The sequence below is a fragment of the Acinetobacter sp. YH12070 genome (genome assembly GCF_013419625.1).
GTDB lineage: Bacteria > Pseudomonadota > Gammaproteobacteria > Pseudomonadales > Moraxellaceae > Acinetobacter > Acinetobacter amyesii.
The window spans coordinates 91,322-113,812 of sequence record NZ_VOZT01000003.1; the positions used below are offsets into that span (position 1 = coordinate 91,322).

A 22,491-nucleotide genomic window follows, 5' to 3' on the forward strand; every position below is an offset into this window, starting at 1 on the left:
GATGAAAGGTGTCTAAATCTCTAAAGGGATGTGCAGTTTAACTATAACCTGAAAAAAAGATATCGCACTGTTGCGCTGTATTTAAAAAGCGATATTTTTGCATCTGCTACAGCGAAAAATCGGTTAGGGCGTTACAATTTAGTTTTCGGTCAAACAGATAGTCAGATGCAAGCACGGATCAATACTTTAATTTCTGAAATCAGCAAAAATATGTATGAACGTGAGCAGATTATTGCTTTGAGTTTGTTGGCTGGTGTTGCGGGCATGAATACCTTTTTATATGGTTTGCCCGGTACAGCAAAAAGTTTGATTTCGCGTCGAATCGCCTCGGCTTTTGAAGTCCATGACTACTTTGAATATTTGATGAATCGTTTCAGTACGCCGGAAGAAATTTTTGGACCGGTATCAATTAAAGCCTTAAAAGAAGATCAATATATTCGTAAAACAGAACATTATTTACCACGGGCAGATTTTGCATTTTTAGATGAAATTTGGAAAGCCAGCCCTGCGATTTTAAATACTTTACTGACCTTGGTGAATGAGCGGAGTTTTAAAAATGGTGACATTGTCCAAAAAGTTCCATTGAATGTTTTGGTTAGTGCATCGAATGAAATTCCCGAACCAAATCAAGGTCTAGATGCATTGTATGATCGTTTTATTTTGCGTTTAGAAGTGCCGCCGATTGCTATTGCAGAAAACTTCCATGCACTATTACAGGCCAAACCGAGTCAAGTCAGTGTTGAAGTCGATGCAACTTTAAAAATAACAAAAGCAGAGTTACAAGATTGGCGGGAACAGATTTATCAGGTGGATTTACCCGAATCGATTTTAAATCTATTTGATCAACTTAAAACACGACTCAATCATAACTTTGAAGATCACGTGGTCTATGTCTCTGACCGTCGTTGGCAACGTGTGGCTTATTTAGTCAAAGCCTGTGCATTTTTAAATGATCGTCCATCGGTGATTTTGAGTGATCTATTGATTTTAAAACATTGCTTGTGGAATCAGCCTGAAGACATTGGTTTTGTATCGCAGCAGATAGATGAAGTATTGGCTGAAAATGGCTTAAATTACGGTTTGCAATTCGAACAGCATGTGGCAGAGAAGGATGCACTTGAACAGCGGGTGCTCAATCATTTTTATTATACCGATGATGTGTATGAGAGTTATTTAATTCATGGCATTGACTACTTGCGTGCAGTGACTAATCTAGATCGACACTATAAAGATAAAGTGTTGTATCTCGAACTGGATAAAATGGATACGAAAAAGGACTTCTTTGCCTTAGATGATACCGGTGAAGAAGTGCGTGGCATCGTATGTAATTTTAATGGTTCAAGAGTGTGTACGTTAAAAGGTGGCTATTACGGCTTAGAAGAAGTGGTGACGCCGTATATAAAACATACCAAAGGTAGTCCACGCAGCTCTCTTTCAGCACAAAGCCAATATGAGCTGTTACACGAAGTTCAACAGCTCAAAGCACAGTTTCAAACAGAATTGGAACTGTTAACGGAACGATTTAACAGTCAAAAACATCAGTTTAAATCGGTCTTTGTCACTGAACAGGATATTCAACATTTGATTCAATCTATTGAGCAGCAATTGGCACGATATCAGTTGCAGTTGCAAGATTGTGAGCGTCTGGAACAGTTATGTCGCAATTAAAACCGACAAGACACCAAACCCAATCGGCACTCGATGAATTAAGTTCGCAGTTTTATGATGAATTAAAACAATCCAGCTTAAAACATTGGTTGGATGATCATAAAGTGGCAAAAAAGCTCGATCAAAAAATTCAGGAATGGGCCTTTCAGGCAAAGTCGAGTTTAGATCAGCAGCATCCCTTTGCAGTGGTGCAGCAGCAATTGGAACATTGGCTTGCGTTAAAGCATTGGGAGCAGGGTGATTTTGTTCAATTCCACACTGAATATGCCGCCTTCATGCAAACCTTGGGGATTCCTGAATTCACTGAAATGTGGCAACAGAGCCAACAGTCGTTGCTGACTGAGCAGCAGCGTCAATTACAAATAGAGCTATTTAAAGGCAAATGGCAGCGCAAATTGACCGAAGCCATTGCACATTGGGAGTTTGAACAGCTCCGTTTACAACGAGATGCCTTTTTAGATGAAATCAAAGATTTTCTTGCGACATTGTCGAAAATGGTCAAGCACCATGACAGCGTCGGGTTTGAAACCGGGATTTTTCTAGACTATTCCAAAGGGCAATTGACTGAACACGATGTACAAAACTTTGAGCAATGGGCCAATTATCTCGAGCAAGATCGGGCGCTTAAACGTCTATGTCAAATGATCGGAAGTGCACAGCCGAATATGCCTCGTAAGCGAATTTCTGCTCAGTTAGAACAAGAGCCACAGCAGCTCATCCACACCCCAATGGCGCAAGAGGAAATTACTGGAATTAAATTAGCACAAGAGCTCAGTATGGCTTTACCTAGCGAATTGGCGCTGTTAGCAGATCCAGACTTGCAGGTTTTATTTGATTTAAAATATTTAGAATCTAACCTGATGAGTTTTAATCGAAAAGGGCAGCAACAAGGACGGGTTATCGAAGACCAACGCCATACGCAGCGTCGAGTCGGACAAAAAGGCCCGATGATTGTCTGCTTAGATACCAGTGGCTCAATGAATGGACAACCTGAACTGATTTCCAAAGCGATTTGTCTATATTTATCCATTCGAGCGCTGAAAGAAAAGCGAGCGATGTATTTGGTGAATTTCTCGACCAATTTAACCGCGCTGAATTTACAGCATAACAGCGCTTTGGATGATGTCATTCACTTTTTAGGGCAGTCATTTCATGGGGGAACAGATATTATCCCTGCGATGAATCATGCCGTGGACATGCTGAAACAACCGAATTTTGTACATGCCGATGTGGTGGTAATTTCCGACTTTATAATGGGTCAACTGACTGAAGAACTCATGCAAGAGATCACACATTTTAAGCAGCAGGGCAATGGATTCTACGCTGTGGCGATTGGTAATTTTAAACTGGATCATTTAGATGACAGTCTGTTTGATCATCAATGGGTCTATCAATCTGCGACTGGTGAAGTGCAAAAAATCCAATAATCGTCCCTCACAAAAAATACGCCATGACCTTTAATGATAAGCTTTTGAGCCATACAGCATCGATGTTTTAAAGATTGTCTGACAAAGAAAATATTTGAGCATTTTTGCAAATCGAGAGGTCGGTTTTGCTAATGGTCTAGTGATCTATCTCACTTAATTTGATCCTCAATCTATGTGTTTTTACTTCAATCGACATGAAGTCAATGAAGGGGAAACACCCAAATTGAGAGCAAAATCATGAGCGCTTTTCAACCGATAAAAAAAACTTTAGCACGCGTATTTGCAGGCCCTGTCTTTGACCCAACAAAACAGTCTGCCGTTGTTCCTATTCGTCATATGAAATTTGATTTTGAGCCAGAAAAAATTGATCCAAAATTTTATATGAATGCTGAATTGGCCAGTGCTTATTTTGCGTCATTGTCTATTTTCTTAACCCGTGGCGAAGATTTGGTGATCGATATCGCTCGTTTTCATCGGGACTTTATTCAAGATCCTGTATTAAGACAACGTGTCACGTCGTTGATTGGGCAAGAGGCCATTCATTCACGCATGCATGAAGAAATGAATGAAGCGTATCGCGCAAGAAATCTGCCTGTGCAATTTTTTAGAAAATTAGAACATTATGTCTTTGCTTATGGCATTGAGCGTATGCCGCAGCCAATGAAATTATCCTTAATGGCAGCAATTGAGCATTTCACCGCAGTACTTGCGGAATACATGATGAATCATGAGGAAATTTTCTTTAGATCAATTGATGAAAAGCAACGCGCCATTTGGATGTGGCATATGTTGGAAGAATCAGAACATAAAGACATTGCCTATGATGTTTATCAAGAATTATCAGGTAATTATGCTTTACGTATTGCCGGTTTTTTCCCTGCATTAATTACCATTTTGGGTTTGATTTCAATTGGTGCTTCGATTGTCCCTTTCTACAGAAAGCCATCGAACTTGATTAGCCTAAGTTACTGGAAGGATGTTCCGCGCAGTTTTCAACTGATTTTCGGTTTAAAAGATGGGGTCTATGGCAGTAGCCTCGGGCATATTTTTGATTATTTACGACCAAGTTTTCACCCGAATGATCATGACACTTCTGCATTTCTTGAATATTACAAAAAGCGCTTGTTGAACCCTGTTGATGGCGTGTTGACACCTTATTTTGTCAAAGAATTTACCCTAGCATTAAAACGATAAAAGGACAAAACCATGGGTCTATTTGGAAAAAAGAACAAGCCAAGTGAAAACGCCTATGCGGTCGTCACCGGTGCAGGCAGTGGTATTGGACGGAGCTTTGCTTTGGAGTTGGCTCGTCGTGGCGGAACAGTGGTCTGTGCCGATATTCATTTAGAAGCCGCGCAAGAAACGGTGGATCAAATTCAATTCATGACCTCATCCAATGCTTATGCGGTGCAGTGTGATGTAGGTAAGGCTGAAGAAGTTAAAGCACTGTCAGAGCAAGCTGAGCAGTTGATGGGACACGCTGTGACTTTAGTGATCAACAATGCAGGCGTCGGGCTGGGTGGTAAATTTGATGAACTGAGTTTAGACGACTGGCAGTGGTGTATGCATGTCAATTTGTGGGGTGTGGTGCATGGCTGCCATTATTTTGTACCTAAGCTGAAACAGAATAAGCAGGGCGGCGCGATTATTAATGTTGCTTCTGCTGCGGCATATACTGCTGCACCAGAAATGACAGCATATAACGTGACGAAGTCGAGTGTGTTGGCATTGTCTGAAACTTTATCGGCAGAGCTCAGATCGGCAAATATCCGTGTGAATGTGCTGTGCCCAACCTTGGTGCCAACCAATATTATGAAAAATGGTCGCTTACCCAATCGATATTCAGGCTTAGCCGATCAATTGCTGATGAATCATGCATTTACGACGAGTCACGATGTAGTCAATTTGACATTGAATAATTTAGATGCAGGGAAGTTGTATACCATTCCGCAACCTGATGCCAAATTATTTTGGTGGTTAAAGCGTCTATCCCCGCAAACCTATACCCGCTTATTGGGGGTGGGTTATCCCATATTTAACAACTATATTAAAAAGTCGGGAGCAAAAGCATGAACATGCCGACACAATTACATGACGAAGATGTAAAAGCATTAGATCAAGAGAAAATTCAGACTAAAAAGCCAACCGCGAATACCAACGCTCGTCGTCCTGCATCGTCTTCTGCCAAAGCAAAAAAAGCAGTACAAGACCAAGCAGAGTCAGAGCCTAGCCTAGAAAAACCAAGCGTAGAAAATCAAGTGCGTGTCTACGATACCATTGTGATTGGTGCGGGGATATCCGGTTTAGCTGCTGCTCATCAAATGAATGAACGGGGTTATACCGATTATGTAGTTTTAGAAAAAGCCAATCGCGTGGGAGGAACATGGTGCGACAACACCTATCCAGGTTGTGGATGTGATGTCCCTTCTGCTTTATATTCGTTTTCATTTGCGCCGAGTCATAAATGGAGTCATTTATTTGCCAAGCAACCTGAGATTCTGAACTATTTAGAAGATGTTGCGGAGCAGCATGCGCTGTATCGCAACATTCAGTTCAACTGTGAATTAATGGCAGCGGAATGGAATGAGCAATTAAAGCAATGGCAATTGGAGACCAGTAAAGGTAAGTATGCGGCAAGAACTGTGATTTTTTCCACTGGGCCGATTACTGAACCGCAAATTCCAAAAATTAAAGGTATTGAAAGCTTTGAAGGTGAAATGTTCCATTCTGCGCGATGGAACCATGCCTATGATTTAAAAGATAAACGTATTGCCGTGATTGGTACGGGGGCATCTGCGATTCAGTTTATTCCTCAGATTCAACCTATTGCCAAAAATGTGGTGGTGTTTCAACGGACTGCGCCATGGGTATTACCAAAAGCAGATTTACCACTGAATGACCGTGCGAAAGGCATCATTACCCGCTTTCCAACTGTACAAGAAACTTGGCGCAAAAGTGTGGCCGGTATATTAAATGGCATTAATTTAGGACTGCGTAATCCTTCACTGTTAGAGCCTGTGAATTATTTGGGTCGTCAGTTGTTGAAAACACAAATTCAAGATGCTGAATTACGTGAAAAAGTAACACCAAATTTTTCTATTGGCTGTAAGCGTCTTTTATTTGCCAATAACTATTATCCGGCTTTGCAGCAAGCAAATGTCGAACTTGTACCACATGGTTTAGTCGAAATTGATGGTAATACCGTCATTGCTGCGAATGGTGAACGTCATGAAGTCGATGTCATTATTTGGGGCACAGGTTTTGAAGTTTCTCATCCACCGATTGGGCAACGTGTAAAAAATGCCAAAGGGGAGTTGTTGTCAGAACTTTGGAAAAACAGTTCTCCTGAAGCGTTTTTGGGTACCAGTATCGCGCAAGTACCCAATGCCTTCTTGGTGCTCGGGCCAAATATTTTGGTCTATGATTCATTCATTGGGATTGCAGAAGCACAGGTTGGGTATATCGTCGATGCCTTGGTGAAAATGAAACAAGAGAAGATACAACGGCTTGAAATTAAGCCAAATGTATTGGCGTATCACAATGCAAAAGTACAGACACATTTACAGACTACAGTCTTTAATAGTGGCGGCTGTAAGAGCTATTACTTAGATGCCAATGGACGCAATTTTGCAGCTTGGCCGTGGTCACTGAAACAGTTAAAGCAGCGTCTTAAACAGGTGGACTTGACAGACTATGAGTCGGTTGCTTAGAGAAGGTTGCTTAATAAAAGTTACTTAACTTTATAAGCTAAAATAAAGCATCATCAATATTTAAACCTTTTGTTTACAGCCTAATTTCTACGTGGAATTAGGCTTTTTTATGACGATATCTGATGAAGCAGTGTGAGATTTTCTAGAAAATGGCGATTTAAAATACATTCAGCAATAAACAGTATACTTTATAACTTGTGAGGCATCGTTTTATCTAATGATTGAGTTGAAAAATCAGTCAGATGGGTCTGTTTTAAAGTGCAAAATAAATCTAGCTGCATAAAAAAAACCGCCCCAAAGGGACGGTTTTTAGATTCGCACAATTCTTTCGAATTAACGACCTTGGATATCGCGTTGAGTTTCGCCAGTGTAAAGCTGACGAGGACGACCGATTTTGTAAGGTGCGCTGTGCATTTCTAACCAGTGGCTGATCCAACCAACAGTACGTGCAAGAGCGAAGATTACAGTAAACATTTCTGTTGGGATACCAATCGCTTTAAGGATGATACCTGAGTAGAAGTCTACGTTAGGGTATAGGTTACGTTTGATGAAGTATTCGTCAGAAAGCGCAATACGTTCAAGTTCCATAGCCAAAGCAAGTTGTGGATCGTTGATACCAAGTGCAGTTAACACTTCGTCACAAGTCTCTTTCATTACTTTCGCACGTGGATCGAAGTTTTTGTAAACTCGGTGACCGAAGCCCATAAGTTTAACTTCTTTAGTTTTCACTTTTTCCATGAACGGAGCAACGTTTTCTACAGTGCCGATTTCATCAAGCATCTTAAGAACAGCTTCGTTCGCGCCGCCGTGAGCAGGTCCCCATAGAGCCGCGATACCCGCAGCGATACATGCGTATGGGTTAGCGCCAGTAGAACCAGCAAGACGTACTGTAGAAGTAGACGCGTTTTGTTCGTGGTCAGCATGAAGCGTGAAGATACGGTCCATTGCTTTAGCAAGAATAGGGTCAACTTTGTAATCACGGTCTGCAGGAGTAGCAAACATCATGTACAAGAAGTTTTCTGCGTAGCTTAAGTCGTTACGTGGGTAAACGAATGGTTGGCCTACTGTGTATTTGTAAGTCCAAGCAGCTAAAGTAGGAACTTTAGCGATTAAGCGAATAGCAGTGATTTCGCGGTGGTCAATGTTTTCAACATCGAAACCGTTGTGATAGAACGCAGAAAGCGCACCAACAACACCACACATGATCGCCATAGGGTGAGCGTCACGACGGAAACCATTGAAGAAACGGCCAACTTGATCGTGAACCATAGTGTGGTTACGAACTTTAGCATCGAATTCTTGTTTTTGTTCAGCAGTAGGAAGCTCGCCGTTCAAAAGAAGGTAGCAAGTTTCTAAGTAGTCTGCTTTAGTAGCAAGCTGGTCGATTGGGTAGCCACGGTGTAGAAGAACACCTTTACCGCCGTCAATGAAAGTGATTTTAGATTCACAAGCAGCCGTTGAGACAAAACCAGGATCAAAAGTAAAGTGACCTGCGGCCAACACATCTTTAACGTCAATTACATCTGGGCCTAGAGTGCCACTGTAAATTGGTAAGTCAATTTCTTTGCCATCAAGCTGTAAAACGGCTTTTTTGCCAGTTGCTTCAGACATTCAATAGATCTCCTGTCCTGGTGAATGTTTTATCTGACTCAGTACTAATCTTTTAATGCGAGAATCAGACAGATCAAAAATTTGCTCTAAGATTAGAGGGAACTGAAATTTTGTCAATTATACTTATGGATATAAATTGAGGATCATTCCTTGGAATGAAGCACAATTCATCCGCTTAAAAAATGAGTAAAATCACAGTGCCGACGCAGTATAATAAGTCAAATTGCAGGGGAGGTGCAGATTAAAAAAAGCCTATTGCCTTAATTGTAAGCAATTTTTAATTCTTAAAAACTCTGAAACAAATATGAATTACAAGACCGCTATTTCATTAAATTATTATAATTTTCGTAACTTACACACATCTGTGGCTCTAAATTGCTTTTTTCTTATTCATAATTAAAACGACTTAATCGTACTTAAAAAAAAGTTCGTTTGGTTAAAAAATAGTTAATTAAACGCCTTTAAAAGCTTAATAAATGATCATTTTTGTCATTGGAGAGGTAAAAAATGGCGTTTTATTAAACAGATTTGCTGTTGCTGAGATTTTTATGCACAGACTAAGTACTTCTTTCGTTTCATGATCTTTGAGTTTTATTATTTGAGAAAATGATGCACATTTATTTTTATGATTATGGCTTGGCGAATGTGTTGGAAGATTTTAAAATGTAGTGGGAAAAGAAAGATTTAGATTTGTTCATCTTTAGTCTAAAAGTTTAAATCGCCATATACACACAAAAACAATAAGTGGGATTTACATTTAACTGATTAAAACCAACAACATAGTATGATTTTCTTAGATAAATAAGGTATTTTTTTTTAGAAAAGTTATTGTTAATGATTCTTATTTAAGGATATTTTGCAAAATTCCTAATTGTCTTCGTTTGTGTTTTGAAAGTTCACGTTTTATAATTCCCTGTCGTTTATAAGATCAGACAGCTGCAGAGTTTATTATATTGTAATGTCTGACTATGCTAGCTTTCCTACGAATTAATTCCAACAAACTCCGGATGGAGTTTTTACTTACAGGATGCCCGCTGTGAAAAGCAACAGACCTGTCAATTTGTCCATGGGTCAAGTTTTAGACGTAAACTTAAAATCCCCTGTGGCTATTGCATCAATTTTACACCGTCTATCAGGTGTTATCGTATTTTTACTCGTACCGGTCCTTCTTTGGATTTTAGACAAATCTTTATCTTCACCTGAAGGTTTTGCGCAAGTTCAAGCTGTGTTTGATAGCTTTATTGTGCGTTTTGTCGTATGGGTATTTGTAGCCGGCTTAATTTATCACCTTATTGGTGGTATCAAGCATCTATTTGCAGATCTTGGCGTTGCTGAAGAACTTCAAAGTGGTCGTATCGCAGCTACTATTTCATTGATCTTGTCTGCAATCGGTATTGTTGCAGCATTTGTATGGATTGTTCTCTAATGAAAAGTGCTACAGGTTTAACAGGATCAGGTTCACGCGATTGGTTTATCCAACGTGTAAGTGCCGTTGTATTGGCTGTTTATACTATTGTTGTGCTGGGCTGGATCCTTTGCAATAGCGGATTCACTTTTGAGCAATGGTATGGCTTTATGATGACAACACCAATGAAGATTTTATCTTTATTGTCTGTCTTATCTCTTGTTGCGCATGCTTGGATTGGTATGTGGCAAGTATTCACTGACTATGTGACTACTCGTCAAATGGGTCCTTCAGCAAACGGTCTGCGTTTAGTGCTGACTTCTGCAGTGATTGTTGCAGTATTTGCATACGCGATCTGGGCGATCCAGATTTTTTGGGCAAATTGATAGGAAAATATCATGGGCGCTATAACCCCTAAAGAAGATTACACAAATATTCCACACCTAACTTTCGATGCAGTCATCGTTGGTGGTGGTGGTTCAGGTATGCGTGCTTCTTACCAACTTGCTCAAGCTGGTTTGAAAGTTGCTGTACTGACTAAAGTATTCCCAACTCGTTCGCACACTGTTGCAGCGCAGGGTGGTATTGGTGCATCTCTTGGTAACATGCAAGAAGATAACTGGCACTACCACTTCTACGACACAGTTAAAGGTTCTGACTGGTTAGGTGACCAAGACGCAATTGAGTTCATGACTCGTGAAGCGCCTCAAGTTGTATATGAACTTGAACACTTAGGCATGCCATTTGACCGTAACGCTGACGGTACAATTTACCAACGTCCGTTTGGTGGTCATGCTGCGAACTATGGTGAAAAGCCAGTTCCACGTGCATGTGCTGCTGCCGACCGTACAGGTCACGCACTTCTTCACACGCTTTATCAAAGCAACGTGAAAATGGGTACTCAATTCTTCGTAGAATGGATCGCACTTGATTTGATCCGTAACGAAGCAGGCGATGTACTTGGTGTGACAGCAATTGACCAAGAAACGGGTAAAATTGCAGTATTCCAAGGTAAAGCTACATTGTTTGCTACTGGTGGTGCTGGTCGAGTTTACCGTGCATCTACTAACGCTTATATCAACACTGGTGACGGTCTTGGTATGGCAGCTCGTGCAGGTATTCCATTACAAGATATGGAATTCTGGCAATTCCACCCAACAGGTGTTGCGGGCGCAGGCGTATTGTTGACAGAAGGTTGTCGTGGTGAAGGTGCGATCCTTCGTAACGATGCTGGTGAGCCGTTCATGGAACGTTATGCTCCGACACTTAAAGACTTGGCACCTCGTGACTTCGTATCACGCTCTATGGACCAAGAAATTAAAGAAGGTCGTGGCTGTGGTCCTAAGAAAGACTACATCTTGCTTGATATGACGCATCTTGGTGCTGAAACAATCATGAAACGTCTTCCATCTGTATTCGAGATTGGTAAGAAATTCGCGAACGTTGACATCACTAAAGAGCCAATTCCTGTAGTACCTACAATCCATTACCAAATGGGTGGTATTCCTACAAACATTCATGGTCAAGTGGTTGTTCCTGTTTCTCGTGAAACTGAAGCTTTGGTTGCGAACTACAACAAAGAAACTGATGTGTACTCACACAACGCGGGCGACCGTGATTTCACTAAACCAGTGAAAGGTTTTTATGCAATCGGTGAATGTTCATGTGTATCTGTACATGGTGCAAACCGTCTAGGTACAAACTCATTGCTTGACTTGGTTGTATTTGGTAAAGCTGCTGGTGAACATATTGTTGACTACGTAACTAAACACCATGGTGATGAATACGCTCCATTACCTACAACTGTTCTTGAAAACACTTTGAATCGTGTTCGTCATCTTGATGAATCTACTTCTGGTGAAAATGCTCAAGAAGTTGCTGATGCAATCCGTGACATCGTTCAAGACCATGCTGGTGTATTCCGTACATCTGCACTTCTTGAAGAAGGCGTGAAACAGATTCTTGCGATCGAACCACGTGTACGCAACATTCACTTGAAAGACAAATCTAAAGTATTTAACACAGCACGTGTTGAAGCTCTAGAAGTTGAAAACTTGTATGAAGTTGCAAAAGCGACACTGATTTCTGCGGCTGCACGTAAAGAATGTCGTGGTGCGCATACAGTGGTAGATTTTGAATTACCACCTGATCATGCTGACTACCCATACGGTCGTCGTGATGATGAGTGGATGAAACACACTTTATGGTTCTCTGTAGATAACCGTCTTGAGTACAAACCAGTACGTTACAAGCCTTTATCTGTAGATGCTATTCCGCCTAAACCACGTACATTCTAATTGGGAGAAGTAAGATGAGTAGAGGTACTCGTACATTTAATATCTACCGCTACGATCCTGATAAGGATGCAGCTCCGTACATGCAAACTTTTAAACTAGAGTTGACTGATAAGCATCGTATGTTGCTTGATGCACTTCTAGCATTAAAAGTTCAAGACGAATCATTAACATTCCGTCGTTCATGTCGTGAAGGTATTTGTGGTTCTGATGGTGTAAACATTAATGGTAAAAATGGTTTGGCGTGTCTTTGGAACCTAAACGACTTACCAGAAGTGATCACAATTCGTCCACTTCCAGGTCTTCCAGTAATTAAAGATTTGGTTGTAGATATGAATCAGTTCTACGATCAGTACAATAAAATCCATCCGTTCCTAATCAACAATCAGCCTGCGCCTCCTAAAGAGCGTTTGCAGTCTCCTGAAGAGCGTGAACATTTAGATGGTTTGTACGAATGTATTCTTTGTGCATGTTGTTCAACTTCATGCCCATCATTCTGGTGGAACCCAGACAAGTTCTTGGGTCCATCAGCATTGTTGAACGCATATCGCTTCATCATTGACTCTCGTGATACAGCAACTCAAGAGCGTTTGGCTCGTCTTGACGACCCATTCTCATTGTTCCGTTGTAAAGGTATCATGAACTGTGTATCTGTATGTCCTAAGGGTCTTAACCCAACTAAAGCAATCGGTCACATCCGTAATATGCTTTTAGATCTAGGTTAATAGATTTAGCAGTAAAAAGAAGCGCACCATTGGGTGCGCTTTTTTTTGTCATATATAAAAGTGATGATAGTGAAAGTTATTCACTGTCATTGCAGAGTGCTATAAATGGATTTCATAGAAACGTAGTGAATTAAAAGTATAAAGTGATAGATAAATGGTTATTTATTGATGAAACGCTCGTTCAAGTCTGTCAAAAGGATTAGAAGATGTTATTATGTAACGTAGTAAAAAGAGAGAGGATAGGAATGTCAGCTCTCTTTTGTTTTTGTATATGAGATGAGGTAAAAATCGAACGTAGACTTTTGTCTTAATTGAAAGATCATTTTATATGTAGCACCATATCATAGATGAAAATACAAACAGTGTATTTCGCTAATTTATGAGAGGTATGTGTCAAAAAAATCAATTGAAAATGCTCGAACGTGTTAGCATTTAAAGCATCACTATATGTGAAAAATGACTTTGAATTGGGTACATTTTTTCTACAATTTAAGCGCTGTAGACGGTATATAAATGTTAATAAAGTCGCTTTAGAAAAGATAATGGTGCAAATTTTATTTTTTCTAAGACGATTTGCAAAAATTGCCCGATTTATGTCGGGTATTTCTCAATGAGTAATGATGCCGCTGAGGGCGTTATTGTTCATTAATCACATTGGGTAATCCTAATGTAGTGATAACGCCTCAAGGCTTAAGCCTAATGGGGACTAATGTCATATTACCAATTTGACATTACTAATCATGGGTTCGCTTAAAAAGCATCCTGAAATGTTTTGCAATAGGAAATGGGTCCACAAATGCAAGAAGTTGCTGACGCACTGCGTCTTGACACTGAACTTAGCGCTGACAGTGCAGCGTATATTGAAGAACTTTATGAGCAGTATCTAACGGCTCCAGACTCAGTAGAGGCTGATTGGCGTGAATACTTCGATAAATTCCCGAAAGGTGATCAACCACACAGCAATGTACGTGAGCAATTCCTATTATTAGGCCGTAATTCAAGCCGTGTTCAGCCTGTAGTGCAAAGTGCAGTAAGTTCTGAGCATGAACGCCGTCAAATCGGTGTATTACAGTTGATCGCTGCATACCGTAACCGTGGTCATCAAAACGCAAAATTAGATCCACTTGGTCTTGCAAAACGTGAAATCGTGCCTGATCTAGATCTTGCTGCGCACGGTCTAACGCAGTCTGACTTAGACACTGTATTTAATACAGGTAACCTTGCAATCGGTAAATCTGAAGCAACACTTGGTGAAATGGTTCAAGCAATGGAAGCAACTTATACTGCTTCGATTGGTGTTGAATACATGCACATTGTTGATACAAAAGAAAAACGTTGGATTCAACAACGCCTTGAAGGTACTCGTGGTCAATTTGGCTACACTGCAGACCAGAAAAAACATATCCTTGAACGTCTAACTGCAGCTGAAGGCCTAGAAAAATACCTTGGTAACAAATTCGTTGGTGCGAAACGTTTCGGTGTTGAAGGTGGTGAATCTTTCATTCCTATGGTGAATGAACTTATTCAACGTGCGGGTTCGGTAGGTTGTAAAGAAGTGGTTATCGGTATGCCTCACCGTGGCCGTTTAAACCTTCTTGTAAACATCATGGGTAAAAACCCAGCTGATCTATTTGGTGAGTTCGAAGGCAAATCTCTGCATAAAAAAGGCTCTGGTGACGTTAAATACCACCAAGGTTTCTCTTCAAACGTCATGACTCCGGGTGGCGAAGTTCACTTGGCATTAGCGTTTAACCCATCACACTTAGAAATCGTTGGACCTGTAGTAGAAGGTTCTGTACGCGCACGTCAAGTACGTCGTAAAGATATCGGTGGTGATGATGTATTACCAATCATCGTTCACGGTGATGCTGCATTTGCAGGTCAAGGTGTAAACCAAGAAACCTTCCAAATGTCACAAACTCGCGGTTATACCGTGGGTGGTACAGTTCATATCGTCGTGAACAACCAAGTTGGTTTCACAACGTCTGACCCACGTGATGCGCGTTCTACAGAATACTGTACTGACATCGCGAAAATGATCCAAGCACCGATCTTCCATGTGAACGGTGATGATCCTGAATCTGTATTATTTGTTTCTCAATTGGCACACGATTTCCGTCATACATTCCGTAAAGACGTTGTAATCGATATGTTCTGCTACCGTCGTCGTGGTCATAACGAAGCCGACGAGCCAGCTGCAACTCAGCCAATGATGTATCAAATCATCAATAAAAAAGCGACTACACGTACGCTTTATGCTGACAAGCTTGTACAAGAAGGTGTTCTTGATCGTGCTTCTGCTGATGCAATGGTTGAACAGTATCGTTCTGACCTTGAAGCAGGTAAACACGTTGCAAATGCGTTGGTACTTGAGCCAAATACAAAAATGTTTGTGGACTGGAAACCTTACCTAGGCCACGAATACACAGACAAATGGGATACCACTTTCCCAATCGAACGTCTAAAAGAGCTTGGTGCGAAAATGCGCGAGCTTCCAGAAGGCTTCGTGATGCAACGTCAGGTTGCTAAAGTGATTGATGACCGTCTGAAAATGCAGACTGGTGAAATGCCATTGAACTGGGGTGCTGCTGAAACATTAGCTTACGCGTCTCTTCTAGATGAAGGTTTCCTTGTTCGTTTAACAGGTGAAGACGTTGGTCGTGGTACATTCTCACACCGTCATGCAAAACTTCATAACCAAGTAGATGGTTCAACTTACATTCCATTATGTAACTTGAAAGAAAACCAACCACGTACAGCTATCTATGACTCATTATTGTCAGAAATGGCGGTTCTTGCATTCGAATACGGTTATGCAACGACTCTTCCGAAGAGCCTTGTCATTTGGGAAGCGCAATTTGGTGACTTCGCAAACTGTGCACAGGTTGTAATCGATCAGTTCATCGCGTCTGGCGAAACTAAGTGGGAACGTGTATGCGGTCTGACTATGCTTCTTCCACATGGCTTTGAAGGTCAAGGTCCTGAGCATTCATCAGCTCGTTTAGAGCGTTTCTTACAGCTATGTGCTGAAGAAAACATGCAAGTGATCACACCGACTACACCAGCGCAGATTTACCATGCGATGCGTCGTCAAGCACTTCGTCCAATCCGTAAACCAATGATCGTGACTTCACCGAAGTCTCTTCTTCGTCACAAACTTGCAACTTCTACATTAGAAGAACTTGCAAATGGTTCATTCCAAACTGTGATCGACGAAATCGACAACATCAACAAGTCAGACGTAACTCGTCTAGTGCTTTGTGGTGGTAAGGTTTACTACGACTTACTTGAAAAACGTCGTGAAAAAGAATTGAACAACACAGCAATCGTTCGTATTGAACAATTGTATCCGTACCCAGAAGCACGTCTTGCTGAAGTTCTTGCACAATATCCAAATGTTAAAGAATTGGTTTGGGCTCAAGAAGAACCGAAGAACCAAGGTGCATGGTTATTCATCGCTCCGCGTCTGTATGACGACGTGATGAAAGCGGGCAAACAAGTTCGTATTAGTTATGCAGGTCGTGAAGCTTCTGCTGCACCGGCTTGTGGTTCACCATATTTGCACGCAAAACAACAAGCTCAGCTCGTAAATGATGCTTTAGCTATCGTAGCTGAATAACAGGAGATTCTTAATAATGGCAACCGAAATTAAAGCACCGGTATTCCCAGAGTCAGTTGCTGACGGTACAGTTGCAACTTGGCACAAACAACCAGGTGAAGCAGTATCACGTGACGAAGTGATTTGTGATATTGAAACAGATAAAGTTGTTTTAGAAGTTGTAGCTCCTGCTGACGGTACGATTTCTGCAATTGTTAAAAACGAAGGCGATACAGTTTTATCGAACGAAGTGATCGCGACTTTTGAAGAAGGTGCTGCTTCTGGCGCTGCTCAAACTCAAGCTGTTCAATCAGAAGAGAAAGTAGAACAAGCTGCTGCGCAAACTCAAGCGGGTGCTGCTCCTGTTGTTGAACGTGCTCAACCTGTTGCTGATCAAGCTCCTGCAGTGCGTAAAGCATTGACTGAGTCTGGTATTGCTGCTGCTGACGTTGCTGGCACTGGCCGTGGCGGTCGCATCACTAAAGAAGATGTTGCTAACCACCAAGCTAAACCAGCTGCTCCTGCTGCTGCGCCATTAAGCGTTGCTGTTGGTGAACGTATCGAAAAACGTGTTCCTATGACTCGTCTTCGTAAGCGTGTTGCTGAACGTCTACTTGCTGCAACTCAAGAAACAGCAATGTTGACTACGTTCAACGAAGTAAACATGAAACCAATCATGGAAATGCGTGCGCAATACAAAGATGCTTTTGAAAAGCGTCATGGTGCACGTCTTGGCTTCATGTCATTCTTCGTTAAAGCGGCAACTGAAGCACTTAAACGCTACCCAGCTGTAAACGCTTCGATTGATGGCAATGACATCGTTTACCACGGTTTCTACGACATCGGTGTTGCTGTATCAAGTGACCGTGGTCTAGTGGTTCCAGTTCTTCGTGATACTGACCGCATGAACTATGCTGAAGTTGAAAACGGTATCCGTGCTTACGCTGGTAAAGCGCGTGATGGTAAATTGGGTATCGAAGATATGACTGGCGGTACATTCACTATTACTAATGGTGGTACTTTCGGTTCATTGCTTTCTACACCGATCTTAAATACGCCACAAACAGCGATTTTGGGTATGCATAAAATCCAAGAACGTCCTATGGCTGTAAATGGTCAAGTCGAAATCTTGCCAATGATGTACTTAGCGCTTTCTTATGACCACCGTCTAATCGATGGTAAAGAAGCAGTAGGCTTCCTTGTAACAATCAAAGAGTTGTTAGAAGAACCAGCTAAGCTAATCCTTGATCTTTAATACTTCAGAATAATGCAATGGGCTTAGAGCGATCCTCTAAGCCCATTTTTGGAGATACACATGTCTCAATTTGATTTAGTTGTTATTGGTGGCGGTCCTGGTGGTTATGAGGCTGCTATCCGCGCTGCTCAATTAGGCTTTAAAGTAGCTTGTATTGAAAAACGTATTCATAAAGGTAAACCATCTTTAGGTGGTACTTGCTTAAACGTGGGTTGTATCCCATCTAAAGCATTACTTGATTCATCGCACCGTTATGAAGATACCGTTCATCACTTAGATGACCACGGTATTACAACAGGTGAAGTGAAATTTGATCTTGCAAAATTACTTGATCGTAAAGACAAAATTGTTAACCAATTGACGATGGGTATCGATGGCCTACTTAAAGGCAATGGTATCGAATGGTTAAAAGGTACAGGTAAATTACTTGCAGGTAAGAAAGTTGAGTTTGTATCTCACGAAGGTGAAACTCAAATTTTAGAACCTAAATATGTAATCCTTGCATCGGGTTCTGTGCCAGTCAATATTCCAGTTGCTCCTGTAGACCAAGACATTATTGTTGACTCTACTGGTGCGCTTGAGTTCCCAGAAGTGCCTAAACGTCTTGGCGTAATCGGCGCGGGTGTCATTGGTCTTGAACTTGGTTCAGTATGGCGTCGTCTTGGTTCTGAAGTTGTTGTATTTGAAGCAATGGATGCATTCTTGCCAATGGCTGATAAAGCTTTGGCAAAAGACTACCAAAAAGTATTGACTAAACAAGGCCTTGATATCCGTGTTGGCGCTAAAGTTGCTGGTACAGAAGTGAATGGCCGTGAAGTTACGGTTAAGTACACGCAAGGTGGCGAAGACAAAACTCAAACTTTCGATAAGTTGATCGTTTGTGTTGGCCGTAAAGCATATGCAGAAGGTTTATTGGCTGAAGATTCAGGCATTAAACTTACTGAACGCGGTCTAGTTGAAGTAAACGATTGGTGTGCAACTTCGGTTGAAGGCGTATACGCAATTGGTGACTTGGTACGTGGTCCAATGCTTGCACATAAAGCAATGGAAGAAGGCGTAATGGCTGTTGAACGTATGCACGGTCACGCAGCTCAAGTGAACTACGACACAATCATCTCTGTCATCTACACACACCCAGAAGCGGCGTGGGTTGGTTTAACAGAAGAGCAAGCGAAAGAAAAAGGCCATGAAGTGAAGACTGGTCAATTTGGCTTTGCTGCGAATGGTCGTGCAATGGCTGCTGGTGAAAACGCAGGCTTTGTTAAGTTTGTTGCTGATGCGAAGACAGATCGTCTACTCGGTATGCACGTGATTGGACCTGCAGCGTCTGACATCGTACACCAAGGTATGATCGCACTTGAGTTTGTATCAAGTGTTGAAGACCTACAGTTAATGACTTTCGGTCACCCGACATTCTCCGAAGTCGTTCACGAAGCTGCACTTGCAGTCGATGGACGTGCAATTCACGCGATTCAGCGTAAACGTAAATAAGATGTAAAAAGAGCGGCTTAGGCCGCTCTTTTTTGTTTCAGATGGTTGTTTTAATTTGAATAATCATCTAAAAATAAAGATAAGAAATATTTTAAGATTTAAAAAGGTTAAAGCTGCTTTGACGGATGTCTGGGCTTTAATGGGTCATAACAAAGCGAAAAAACAGTAAAAGGTTGTTCAATGAATCTACACGAATATCAAGCTAAAGCGTTATTAAAAAAATATGGTATGCCAGTCCAAGAAGGCGTATTTGTAACAACCGCAGAAGAAGCAGTCAAAGCTTTTGAGCAATTGGGTGGTAAGTTTGCAGTTTTAAAAGCCCAAGTCCATGCAGGTGGTCGTGGTAAAGCGGGCGGCGTTAAAGTCGTAAAATCTGCACAAGAAGCCACTGATTATGTGAACCAAATGGTCGGCTCACGCTTAGTCACTTATCAAACAGATGCATTAGGTCAACCCGTCAGCGGTATTTTGGTATCTGAAGATGTTTATCCAGTAGAGCGTGAATTGTACCTAGGTGCTGTAGTTGACCGTTCTAGCCGTCGTGTGACCTTTATGGCATCGACTGAAGGCGGTGTTGAAATTGAGAAAGTTGCAGAAGAAACGCCTGAAAAAATTATTAAAGTTGAAGTAGATCCTCTAGTGGGATTGTTACCATTCCAAGCGCGTGAAGTGGCATTTGCTTTAAACCTAAAAGATGGTCAAGTGAATCAATTTGTCAAAATCATGTCTGCTGCGTATCAAGCATTCATTGAAAATGACTTTGCCTTATTTGAAATTAACCCGTTATCCGTACGTGAAAATGGCGAGATTTTATGTGTGGATGCAAAAATTGGTATCGACTCGAATGCCTTGTATCGTTTACCAGAAATCGCAGCACTACGCGATAAAACGCAAGAAAATGAGCGTGAGCTGAAAGCATCAGAATTTGATTTGAACTATGTTGCCTTAGAAGGCAATATTGGTTGTATGGTCAATGGTGCTGGCCTAGCGATGGCAACCATGGACATCATTAAACTCTATGGTGGTCAACCTGCAAACTTCCTAGATGTAGGCGGTGGCGCGACCAAAGAACGCGTAATTGAAGCCTTTAAAATCATTTTGGCAGATAGCTCTGTACAAGGGGTTTTAATCAACATTTTTGGCGGGATTGTACGGTGTGACATGATTGCTGAAGCAATTATTGCAGCGGTTCAAGAAGTAAATGTGACTGTACCTGTGGTTGTCCGTTTAGAAGGGAACAATGCAGAGTTGGGCGCAAAATTACTTGATGAATCAGGTTTGAAATTGATTTCTGCAAATGGCTTGGCTGATGCTGCAGAAAAAATTGTTGCTGCGGTAAAAGGCTAAGGGAGTAGAGATCATGAGCGTATTAGTTAATAAAGACACCAAAGTATTGGTACAAGGTTTTACCGGTAAAAACGGCACATTCCATTCTGAACAGTCAATTGCTTACGGCACAAAAGTGGTCGGTGGGGTGACTCCGGGCAAAGGCGGCACACAACATTTGAATCTACCCGTATTCAATACCATGAAAGAAGCTGTACGTGAAACGGGTGCAACGGCAACCTCGATTTATGTACCGGCACCATTTGTCCTAGATTCAATTATTGAATCGATTGATTCAGGTGTTGAGCTGATCGTTGTGATTACGGAAGGTGTGCCGACACTCGATATGCTAAAAGCTAAACGTTACCTAGAAACCTATGGTAATAATGCACGTCTAATTGGTCCGAACTGTCCAGGGATTATTACTCCGGGTGAATGTAAGATCGGTATTATGCCGGGGCATATTCATCAGCCGGGTAAAATCGGCATTATCTCGCGATCAGGGACTCTGACCTATGAAGCTGTAGCGCAAACCACGAAGCTGGGTCTAGGTCAGTCGACGTGTATCGGTATTGGGGGAGATCCAATTCCGGGCATGAACCAAATTGATTGCTTAAAGCTGTTCCAAGACGACCCGCAAACTGAAGCGATCATCATGATTGGTGAGATTGGTGGTACAGCAGAAGAAGAAGCGGCTGAATATATCCAGTCGAATGTAACTAAGCCTGTTGTCGGTTATATCGCGGGTGTGACTGCACCAAAAGGTAAACGTATGGGACATGCAGGCGCGATCATTTCGGGCGGTAAAGGTACAGCAGAAGAGAAATTTGCTGCTTTTGAAAAAGCCGGAATGGCCTATACCCGTAGTCCTGCTGAATTAGGTTCGACCATGTACGAAGTGCTGAAAGGCAAAGGTTTGGTTTAATCGCCATACTTAAACATCAAAAGAGAATCTTCGGATTCTCTTTTTTTTTTTACGCAAAAAAAGCGTATTTCAGCCGCTATGCAAAAGCCATAAGGGCATGGCTATGTGTTCTGCTTTGGGGTGCAGTGACGCTGCATAAACGGATGGAATATTGGTTGTTCAATAACTATGAAATGTAAAGAACACATAATAATCCGAATATGTGATGATTGCGGGGATGGTCATAGGTTTATGATTTTTAAAAATAATTTCGTATAGCGTGCAGTATATTGATTTTAGGGAAAATAACTAATTTAATTGAGATTTTTAATGGATCTTTATCATCAAAGAGCTTTTTTACTTGGATGAAGCCTAATATTTTCAATAGAAATTATTTTATTTGTAATTTTCTCAAGCCTTATACAAAGGATGGTAGATCAGGAATATGAGAAGGGGGAGCTTTAAAATTGGTGAAATTTGCTATCTCAGTGATGAAATTTTTTTAAGAAAATCTACATGAGCATATACATCTATAGTCAGCTATTATTTTTTAGTTGATGGTTTGAAGTGCAAAAACCTTGTTAGGCCCTATTTTCAATTTAATAAGCAATTTCCAAGTTTTATAAAAACAATAGATAGAACAAAATGTTATCGAGCTGAATATATAGAAGTAAATATCTTATTCTGTAAGATGAGAAGGATATATCAATTAATTGATTTTAAATATTTTGTTTCATAATTTTATGCTGTTTGCTCTATAGCTTCTAAATGAGTATTTTTATGAAATACGCCATTTGTTCATTGATTTAACATCAGGCTGTGATGCGAAATATAAATGTCAGAAACCATTAAAAGCGCTCTGATAAGACAGAAAATGTTGTTCATTTCTTTGGGAGATTGTATGCCCATAAGTACAAGTATCTAAGCCATAAAAAAAGCAGTGCGGACACCACTGCTGTCCCACAATTTTTCACAAGAGGAAGCTCATTTGAGCTTCCTCTTGTTTTATGGGTATTTTATCGGGTGAAAATAAAGCTTTTAAAGTTCTTCTTTCAAACAAATTCACTTGAATTATTC

Annotated in this window: 15 protein-coding genes; 14 read left to right on the plus strand and 1 reads right to left on the minus strand. The window is 41.1% G+C overall.

Annotated elements, in window-relative coordinates:
* Positions 1-30: 30 nt before the first annotated feature.
* From FTU17_RS01865 to FTU17_RS01885, 5 genes are all read left to right on the plus strand, one after another.
* Positions 31-1,668, plus strand: coding sequence for an AAA family ATPase (locus tag FTU17_RS01865; RefSeq protein ID WP_373684042.1), 1,638 nt, complete (start codon positions 31-33; stop codon positions 1,666-1,668).
* Positions 1,656-3,095 carry a VWA domain-containing protein gene (locus tag FTU17_RS01870; protein WP_180134577.1) on the plus strand — a complete coding sequence of 480 codons (1,440 nt, stop codon included), beginning with the start codon at positions 1,656-1,658 and terminating at the stop codon, positions 3,093-3,095. Before FTU17_RS01865 ends, FTU17_RS01870 begins: the two co-directional genes overlap by 13 nt.
* Before the next feature lie 237 nt (positions 3,096-3,332).
* Complete coding sequence (locus FTU17_RS01875) at positions 3,333-4,289, plus strand: metal-dependent hydrolase (RefSeq protein WP_180134578.1); 957 nt, start codon at positions 3,333-3,335, stop codon at positions 4,287-4,289.
* A gap of 12 nt (positions 4,290-4,301) precedes the next feature.
* On the plus strand, positions 4,302-5,168 hold the full coding sequence (locus tag FTU17_RS01880; protein ID WP_180134579.1) for an SDR family NAD(P)-dependent oxidoreductase: 867 nt from the start codon (positions 4,302-4,304) through the stop codon (positions 5,166-5,168).
* Positions 5,165-6,805, plus strand: a complete 1,641-nt coding sequence (locus FTU17_RS01885) for a flavin-containing monooxygenase (RefSeq protein WP_373684043.1) — start codon at positions 5,165-5,167, stop codon at positions 6,803-6,805. Before FTU17_RS01880 ends, FTU17_RS01885 begins: the two co-directional genes overlap by 4 nt.
* Positions 6,806-7,138: 333 nt before the next feature.
* On the opposite strand, the gene gltA is transcribed toward FTU17_RS01885, so the two are convergent.
* Entirely contained in the window at positions 7,139-8,416 is a 1,278-nt protein-coding gene (gltA, locus tag FTU17_RS01890; protein WP_078189909.1) for a citrate synthase, read from the minus strand.
* Between the two features lie 1,027 nt (positions 8,417-9,443).
* Here gltA and sdhC point away from each other — a divergent pair.
* From sdhC to sucD, 9 genes are all read left to right on the plus strand, one after another.
* Positions 9,444-9,842: a succinate dehydrogenase, cytochrome b556 subunit gene (sdhC, locus tag FTU17_RS01895; RefSeq protein ID WP_078192993.1), complete on the plus strand. Its 399-nt coding sequence runs from the start codon at positions 9,444-9,446 to the stop codon at positions 9,840-9,842.
* Positions 9,842-10,207 (plus strand): succinate dehydrogenase, hydrophobic membrane anchor protein, encoded by a 366-nt coding sequence (gene sdhD, locus FTU17_RS01900; RefSeq protein ID WP_078189907.1) that lies wholly within the window; start codon positions 9,842-9,844, stop codon positions 10,205-10,207. The genes sdhC and sdhD overlap by 1 nt, the downstream gene beginning before the upstream one ends.
* Before the next feature lie 12 nt (positions 10,208-10,219).
* The gene (gene sdhA, locus FTU17_RS01905; protein WP_180003914.1) at positions 10,220-12,118 is read left to right on the plus strand and encodes a succinate dehydrogenase flavoprotein subunit; all 1,899 of its coding nucleotides are present in this window, start codon (positions 10,220-10,222) and stop codon (positions 12,116-12,118) included.
* Positions 12,119-12,132: 14 nt separating this feature from the next.
* Positions 12,133-12,840, plus strand: a complete 708-nt coding sequence (locus tag FTU17_RS01910; protein WP_078189905.1) for a succinate dehydrogenase iron-sulfur subunit — start codon at positions 12,133-12,135, stop codon at positions 12,838-12,840.
* 796 nt (positions 12,841-13,636) lie between these two features.
* Positions 13,637-16,459, plus strand: coding sequence for a 2-oxoglutarate dehydrogenase E1 component (locus FTU17_RS01915; RefSeq protein WP_111884450.1), 2,823 nt, complete (start codon positions 13,637-13,639; stop codon positions 16,457-16,459).
* Between the two features lie 16 nt (positions 16,460-16,475).
* Positions 16,476-17,693, plus strand: a complete 1,218-nt coding sequence (gene odhB, locus FTU17_RS01920; RefSeq protein WP_078192990.1) for a 2-oxoglutarate dehydrogenase complex dihydrolipoyllysine-residue succinyltransferase — start codon at positions 16,476-16,478, stop codon at positions 17,691-17,693.
* A 60-nt stretch (positions 17,694-17,753) separates the two neighbouring features.
* Positions 17,754-19,184, plus strand: a complete 1,431-nt coding sequence (lpdA, locus tag FTU17_RS01925; RefSeq protein WP_180113894.1) for a dihydrolipoyl dehydrogenase — start codon at positions 17,754-17,756, stop codon at positions 19,182-19,184.
* A gap of 180 nt (positions 19,185-19,364) precedes the next feature.
* Positions 19,365-20,531, plus strand: coding sequence for an ADP-forming succinate--CoA ligase subunit beta (gene sucC, locus FTU17_RS01930; protein ID WP_078192988.1), 1,167 nt, complete (start codon positions 19,365-19,367; stop codon positions 20,529-20,531).
* A 13-nt stretch (positions 20,532-20,544) separates the two neighbouring features.
* Positions 20,545-21,435, plus strand: a complete 891-nt coding sequence (gene sucD, locus FTU17_RS01935; RefSeq protein WP_168379215.1) for a succinate--CoA ligase subunit alpha — start codon at positions 20,545-20,547, stop codon at positions 21,433-21,435.
* The last annotated feature ends 1,056 nt before the right edge of the window (positions 21,436-22,491 follow it).

Coding starts and splice junctions, on each gene's coding strand:
- FTU17_RS01870 (WP_180134577.1), top strand. CDS start 1,656: ATGTCGCAATTAAAACCGACAAGACACCAAACCCAATCGGCACTCGAT.
- FTU17_RS01875 (WP_180134578.1), top strand. CDS start 3,333: ATGAGCGCTTTTCAACCGATAAAAAAAACTTTAGCACGCGTATTTGCA.
- FTU17_RS01880 (WP_180134579.1), top strand. CDS start 4,302: ATGGGTCTATTTGGAAAAAAGAACAAGCCAAGTGAAAACGCCTATGCG.
- FTU17_RS01885 (WP_373684043.1), top strand. CDS start 5,165: ATGAACATGCCGACACAATTACATGACGAAGATGTAAAAGCATTAGAT.
- gltA (WP_078189909.1), bottom strand. CDS start 8,416: ATGTCTGAAGCAACTGGCAAAAAAGCCGTTTTACAGCTTGATGGCAAA.
- sdhC (WP_078192993.1), top strand. CDS start 9,444: ATGCCCGCTGTGAAAAGCAACAGACCTGTCAATTTGTCCATGGGTCAA.
- sdhD (WP_078189907.1), top strand. CDS start 9,842: ATGAAAAGTGCTACAGGTTTAACAGGATCAGGTTCACGCGATTGGTTT.
- sdhA (WP_180003914.1), top strand. CDS start 10,220: ATGGGCGCTATAACCCCTAAAGAAGATTACACAAATATTCCACACCTA.
- FTU17_RS01910 (WP_078189905.1), top strand. CDS start 12,133: ATGAGTAGAGGTACTCGTACATTTAATATCTACCGCTACGATCCTGAT.
- FTU17_RS01915 (WP_111884450.1), top strand. CDS start 13,637: ATGCAAGAAGTTGCTGACGCACTGCGTCTTGACACTGAACTTAGCGCT.
- odhB (WP_078192990.1), top strand. CDS start 16,476: ATGGCAACCGAAATTAAAGCACCGGTATTCCCAGAGTCAGTTGCTGAC.
- lpdA (WP_180113894.1), top strand. CDS start 17,754: ATGTCTCAATTTGATTTAGTTGTTATTGGTGGCGGTCCTGGTGGTTAT.
- sucC (WP_078192988.1), top strand. CDS start 19,365: ATGAATCTACACGAATATCAAGCTAAAGCGTTATTAAAAAAATATGGT.
- sucD (WP_168379215.1), top strand. CDS start 20,545: ATGAGCGTATTAGTTAATAAAGACACCAAAGTATTGGTACAAGGTTTT.